Source organism: Ravibacter arvi (genome assembly GCF_039540405.1).
Taxonomy (GTDB): Bacteria; Bacteroidota; Bacteroidia; order Cytophagales; family Spirosomataceae; genus Ravibacter; species Ravibacter arvi.
In genome coordinates this window covers 302,336-308,335 of sequence record NZ_BAABEY010000020.1, presented here as the reverse complement: position 1 = coordinate 308,335, position 6,000 = coordinate 302,336, and the positions used below count along the sequence as shown (strand labels likewise).

The following is a 6,000-nucleotide window of genomic DNA, read 5'->3' as shown; positions in this document are numbered from 1 at the left end:
TAAGGTAATAATATTGAATATCTGAAAAATGAAAAAGTCGGAAGAAAAAATCTTCCGACCACGACTGGCAGGTTGGCTCCCTTTTTTGTACTTTTAACTTTCCCGGGCTTACTGCTGGTAATTGCACCGGTAGGTTCCGGGCGTTCAACCTTAATAAAAGCAGAAAAAATGAGCCAACATATTTCTCCGGTAGTAGAGTGTCAGATGATGATAAGAAGGCCTCAGCATGAGGTTTTTCAGGCTTTTGTTGATCCGGAAATAACCACCAGGTTCTGGTTTACCAAGTCGAGCGGCATGCTTGAAACCGGTAAGTCAGTCAACTGGGAATGGGAGATGTACGGGGTGAAGAGCACGGTTTTGGTGAAGGAGATCGTTCCTCATGAAAGAATTACAATTGAATGGAATACTCCTCCAACCATTGTGGATTTTGAATTCAGTGAAGTTGGCGAAGGAAAGACTTATGTGATCATTAAAAATTATGGCTTTCATCAAAGCGGGGATGAACTGATTGAAGCGGTAAAAGACAATACGGGCGGCTTTACCACCGTGCTGGACGGCCTGAAAGCATACCTGGAACACGGGCTTGAGCTAAATCTCATCGCCGACAAATTTCCGGGGCAGATGTAGGGCTGCCGGCACATTGAAAAAGGTGGCTTTTACCATGGGATTTCCCGGATGAACTTCTTCAAAACTCTCTCGAAGTATGGCCTGGATGGCTTTCTGAGTGCGCTTCTGCTGGTGATATTCCTGGCGTACCTTTACCCGTATCCCGGGAGCCTCGACAGCCGTTACCGGTTGAATGAGGTGGCAAATAGCGGCGTTTCGGTTATTTTTTTCTTTTACGGGCTGAAGTTGGGCTTCAGAAAGCTTCGCGACGGGCTTGAGAACTGGCGCCTGCATCTTTTTATCCAGTCCGTTACATTTTTTATCTTCCCCCTGGCAGGCCTGGCGTTGCGCCCCTTTTTTTATGGGGAAGAAGGAGAAATGTTCTGGCTGGGTGTTTTCTTCCTTTGCGCGTTGCCTTCTACGGTTTCGTCGTCGGTCGTAATGGTGAGTATTGCGGGCGGTAACGTGCCGGCAGCCATATTTAACGCGAGTATCTCTAGCCTTCTGGGAGTATTCATAACGCCGGCCTGGCTGGGATTGGTTTTTTCGGGCGGCGGGGCATCTGTCTCTTTCAGCGAGGTCATCGGCCGGTTATGTATCCAGGTGCTTTTGCCGGTCGTTGCCGGTATGGTCCTGCACCGTTGGCTGGGTGACCGGGCCAACCGGAAAAGCAGGCAGATCAAACTTTTTGATCAATCGGTGATTCTCCTGATTGTTTATTGCTCCTTTTGTCAGTCGTTTACCGAAAATCTTTTTGCAGCGATGAGCTACACAGACCTGCTGGCCCTGATTGCCGGCATGCTGGCTTTGTTTTTCCTGGTTTATTTTTTAACCAATTGGATGACACGGCGACTGGATTTCGGGCGCGAAGATCGAATCGCAGCTCTTTTCTGCGGGTCAAAGAAGTCACTGATACAGGGGGCGGTTATGTCGAATATTATGTTTTCCGGGACGCCCATGGCGGGAATCATATTACTCCCGATCATGGTGTATCATGCTCTCCAGTTGCTGGTGGCAGGGGTGTTGTCCAGGAAGTGGGCGACAGCTTCGGGCCACAAAGAAAGTGAAGTAATAAATCCGTAACTTGCGGGCTTTCAAATTCATCAACCTACTTCGTAAAAATGCGTTATTATCAATTCATTCCCTTTGCAATAACCATGAGTTTTGGATTTGCCGCCTGCGATAGCCCTGAAAAGGAGTCGTCCAATCCGCTTTTGACGGCGTATGAGACGCCATTTGAAGTGCCGCCGTTTGACAAGATTAAATTTGAGCACTATAAACCGGCTTATGAAGAGGCCCTGAAGCAAAACAACCTCGAAATTGACAGCATTGTGAACAACGCCGACCAACCCGGTTTTGAAAACACGATCGTTGCCATCAGCAATACCGGTCGGCTACTGACGCAGGTATCCTCTGTTTTTAATAACCTGAATTCTGCCCATACCAGCGACAGTATCCAGGCGTTGGCAAAAGAACTTGCGCCGGTTTTGTCAGCACATCGCGACAATATTAACCTCAATCCCAGGCTCTTCGCTCGTGTAAAAAGCGTATGGGATGCAAAAGACAACCTTGGCCTGAATGAAGAGCAGGGAAGATTACTGGAAATAACCTACAAGGATTTTGTCCGGAGCGGTGCTAACCTTAATGAGGCTGACAAGGAAAAGCTTAAAGCCATCAATTCCGAGCTGTCGGTTCTTACCCTCGAATTCGGGCAAAATCTGCTGGCCGAAACCAACGCATTTGAACTGGTAGTTGATAAGGAATCGGATCTTGCTGGCCTTTCCCCCGAGCTGATAGCCGCCGCCGCCGAAACCGCCAAATCAAAAGGCAAAGAAGGAAAATGGGTTTTTACATTATCGAACCCGAGCGTGATGCCTTTTCTACAATTCGCCGATAACCGGGAGCTGCGTAAGCAAATCTGGGAAGCTTATATCAATCGCGGTGACCAGGACAATGAGCGTGATAATAAAGCCAATCTGATTAAAGTTGCGAACCTGCGGTTGCAGAAAGCCAATCTGTTGGGGTATCCTACCCATGCGGCTTATGTGCTTGAAGAAGCCATGGCCGAGAACCCTGAAAATGTATATAAGCTGTTAAATGACTTGTGGAAGCCTACGCTGAGCAAGGCCAAAACCGAGGCGGAGGATATCCGTAAAGAGATCCTGGCCGACGGCGGTAACTTTAAGCCGGAACCTTATGACTGGCGTTATTACACCGAGAAGATCCGCCAGAAACGGTATGCGATCAACGAGGAGGAAATCAGGCCTTATTTCAGCCTGGAAAATGTGCGGGAAGGAGCTTTTAATGTCGCTACCAAACTTTACGGACTCAGCTTTAAAAAACTTACCAATGTGCCGGTTTACCAGGAGGACGTAGTGGCCTATGAGGTATTGGACAAGGGCGGTGAGCATCTGGGCGTACTTTATACCGATTTTTTTCCGAGGCCTTCGAAAAGAGGCGGCGCCTGGATGACGTCCTACCGGGCGCAATCTACCAGGGACGGAAAGCGCTACGCCCCGGTTATTTCTATTGTTTGTAACTTTACCAAGCCGGTAGCGGGCAAACCGTCGCTGCTGACTTTCGATGAGGCAACAACCCTGTTCCACGAATTCGGACATGCGCTGCACGGGCTTTTATCGAATGTAACCTATCAAAAACTTGCCGGAACGAGTGTTTCCCGTGATTTCGTAGAATTGCCTTCGCAAGTGATGGAAAATTGGGCGGCTGATCCTGCTGTTCTGAAAGAATATGCCCGGCATTTTGAAACGGGTGCTGTTATTCCGGATGACCTGATCGCGAAGATGGAAAAAGCAGGCACATTCGATCAGGGATTTGCTACCGGGGAATACCTGGCGGCATCTTTCCTGGACATGGACTACCATACCCGCACACAGCCGATCACTGAAAGCGCTAACGATTTCGAGGCGGCGTCTATGAAAAAGATCGGCCTGATTGATGAGATTATTCCGCGCTACCGGAGTACTTATTTTCAGCACATTTTCTCCGGCGGGTATTCGGCCGGGTATTACAGTTATATCTGGGCGGCCGTACTGGACAGCGACGCGTTTGCTGCCTTTAAAGAGAAGTCGTTGTACGACCAGCCAACTGCAGCGTCTTTCCGGAAAAATATACTGGAGCGCGGGAACACCGGAAAGCCGGCTGAGTTGTACCGGTTGTTCCGGGGTGCGGACCCCAACCCGGTGCATTTGATGAAGAAGCGGGGGTTGAACTAGATCTTTGATTAAGAGACCGCGTTATCCCGCAGCGGAGGGATCTCTGGTGCTTTTTGTTTTTTGGGGAAAAGGCCTTTGTGCTTTGATTGGGGAGATTCTTCGGCTCCGCTGCGTTGTGCTACCATTGGCAACAACAGGTTTGGCGCCGCTCCAACCGGAGGTCATCCCGACCGCAGCGGAGGGATCTCCCGTTCCCTGCACCCAATCCCTTTCAGAGGATTTTTTTATAGCAACAGGAGATCCTTCAGTTCCACTGCGTTCCATTCAGGATGACCATCCGGCAGATGCGCTACTATTGACAACAACAAGTTTGGTGCCGCACCAACCGGAGGGTCATCCCGACCGCAGTGGAGGGATCTCCCGCTCCCTGAACCCATCCCTTTCAGAGGATTTTTTTATAGCAACAGGAGATCCTTCAGTTCCACTGCGTTCCATTCAGGATGACCATCCGGCAGATACGCTACCATTGACAACAACAGGTTTGGAGCCGCTCCACCCGGAGGGTCATCCCGACCGCAGCGGAGGGATCTCCCGGTCCCTGCACCAAATCCCTTTTAGAGGACTTTTTTATAGCAACAGGAGATCCTTCAGTTCCACTGCGTTCCATTCAGGATGACCATCCGGCAGATGCGCTACCATTGACAACAACAGGTTTGGCGCCGCTCCAACCGGAGGGTCATCCCGACCGCAGTGGAGGGATCTCCCGGTCCCTGAACGCAATCCCTTTCAAGGGGCTTTTTCATAACAACAGGAGATCCTTCAGTTCCACTGCGTTCCATTCAGGATGACCATCCGGCAGATGCGCTAGCATTGACAACAACAGGTTTGGCGCCGCACCAACCGGAGGGTCATCCCGACCGCAGCGGAGGGATCTCCCGGTCCCTGCACCAAATCCCTTTCAGAGGACTTTTTTATAGCAACAGGAGATCCTTCAGTTCCACTGCGTTCCATTCAGGATGACCGTCCGGCAGATGCGCTAGCATTGACAACAACAAGTTTGGTGCCGCTCCAACCGGAGGGTCATCCCGACCGCAGTGGAGGGATCTCCCGCTCCCAGTACCCAATCCCTTTCAGAGGACTTTTTTATAGCAACAGGAGATCCTTCAGTTCCACTGCGTTCCATTCAGGATGACCATCCGGCAGATACCCTCCGGCTGCCCCCCACTATTATGGGTAGCCGCGATTTTAAGTAGTCCGCCTTCTCCTAATGGTTTTACCCAGCACGTTGACGATCAGTGCGGCAATCACCAATGCAACTCCTGCAATGAGATTCCAGGTTACTTTTTCTCCAAAAGAAATCACAGCGATCCACACGGCTACAACAGGTTCGAGAGCGCCCAGGACTGCGGTGGGGGTAGAGCCGATAAGCCCGATGGCGTATACCATCGCAAGTACCGAAATAACGGTGGTGACGAAGGAAAACGTGGCAATGAAGCCCACCCAGTTCATCCCGGGCAAAATGAGTGCCTGGCCGGTTACCAAAGCCTTCCCGGCGTAAAAAAAAGCCGAAAAAAGAAGTGAATAGCACGTTAGGGACATTCCCTGGATTTTGAGACCGGCCTTGTTCACCATGACCATGTAGAGAGCATATGCAAGCGACCCTAAGAGGATCATTGACATTCCAAAGAAATTGAACTCCATGGTCTCTCCCTTCCAGCTCATGCAAACCACCCCCAGCATGGCCAGCAAAATTGAAAACTTAGTAGCAGGCGAGATAATTTCGCCGAAACCAACCGATAGGATCACCGCCACAATGATAGGGTAGGTGTAGATAAGCGTCGAAGCGATTCCCACCGACATAAGGTCGTAGCCCAGGAAAAGAAACTCGGAAGAAAGCGCGTAGAAGACCCCCATTACCAGCATCTTCGGAATGTCGGGCCAGGTAATTTTGAGCGATTTTCCAGTGAACAGCATATAGATTGCGATCATGGCCGCTCCCAGAAAAAAACGATAGAAAAGTGCAATGTCCATCGAAATGCCGGCCTGCTTCAAAGGAACAACGAAGACCGGAATAAGTCCGAACGAGATGGCCGAAACTGCCGCGGCAAGATACCCTTTTAATCTTTGGCTTTGCATACGGACGCAAAGGTAGAAATAGTATTTCAATCAATACTATAAACCGTACTATCCACCCCCACACCACACCTCGCACCTCACACCT

The 6,000-nt window shown here is 50.2% G+C and carries 9 protein-coding genes; 3 read left to right on the top strand and 6 right to left on the bottom strand.

What is annotated here, in order from left to right; genetic code table 11:
* Window positions 1-168: 168 nt before the first annotated feature.
* The 3 genes from ABD852_RS11280 to ABD852_RS11270 are packed head-to-tail and all read left to right on the top strand — an operon-like array spanning window position 169 to window position 3,839.
* Window positions 169-627, top strand: a complete 459-nt coding sequence (locus ABD852_RS11280) for an SRPBCC family protein (protein WP_345028739.1) — start codon at window positions 169-171, stop codon at window positions 625-627.
* A 48-nt stretch (window positions 628-675) separates the two neighbouring features.
* Entirely contained in the window at window positions 676-1,689 is a 1,014-nt protein-coding gene (locus ABD852_RS11275) for a bile acid:sodium symporter family protein (protein ID WP_345028737.1), read from the top strand.
* Window positions 1,690-1,727: 38 nt separating this feature from the next.
* Entirely contained in the window at window positions 1,728-3,839 is a 2,112-nt protein-coding gene (locus ABD852_RS11270; protein ID WP_345028735.1) for a M3 family metallopeptidase, read from the top strand.
* A gap of 21 nt (window positions 3,840-3,860) precedes the next feature.
* Here the strand turns inward: ABD852_RS11270 and ABD852_RS11265 are convergent, their stop codons facing one another.
* From ABD852_RS11265 to ABD852_RS11240, 6 genes are all read right to left on the bottom strand, one after another.
* Window positions 3,861-4,103 carry a hypothetical protein gene (locus ABD852_RS11265; RefSeq protein ID WP_345028732.1) on the bottom strand — a complete coding sequence of 81 codons (243 nt, stop codon included), beginning with the start codon at window positions 4,101-4,103 and terminating at the stop codon, window positions 3,861-3,863.
* 196 nt (window positions 4,104-4,299) lie between these two features.
* Window positions 4,300-4,446 (bottom strand): hypothetical protein, encoded by a 147-nt coding sequence (locus tag ABD852_RS11260; protein WP_345028728.1) that lies wholly within the window; start codon window positions 4,444-4,446, stop codon window positions 4,300-4,302.
* Between the two features lie 25 nt (window positions 4,447-4,471).
* The gene (locus ABD852_RS11255) at window positions 4,472-4,618 is read right to left on the bottom strand and encodes a hypothetical protein (RefSeq protein ID WP_345028726.1); all 147 of its coding nucleotides are present in this window, start codon (window positions 4,616-4,618) and stop codon (window positions 4,472-4,474) included.
* Window positions 4,619-4,643: 25 nt separating this feature from the next.
* A complete protein-coding gene (locus ABD852_RS11250; RefSeq protein WP_345028724.1) occupies window positions 4,644-4,790 on the bottom strand; it encodes a hypothetical protein in 147 nt (48 codons plus the stop codon).
* A gap of 25 nt (window positions 4,791-4,815) precedes the next feature.
* Window positions 4,816-4,962, bottom strand: a complete 147-nt coding sequence (locus ABD852_RS11245; protein WP_345028722.1) for a hypothetical protein — start codon at window positions 4,960-4,962, stop codon at window positions 4,816-4,818.
* 62 nt (window positions 4,963-5,024) lie between these two features.
* Window positions 5,025-5,915, bottom strand: a complete 891-nt coding sequence (locus ABD852_RS11240; RefSeq protein ID WP_345028720.1) for a DMT family transporter — start codon at window positions 5,913-5,915, stop codon at window positions 5,025-5,027.
* Window positions 5,916-6,000 lie beyond the last annotated feature (85 nt).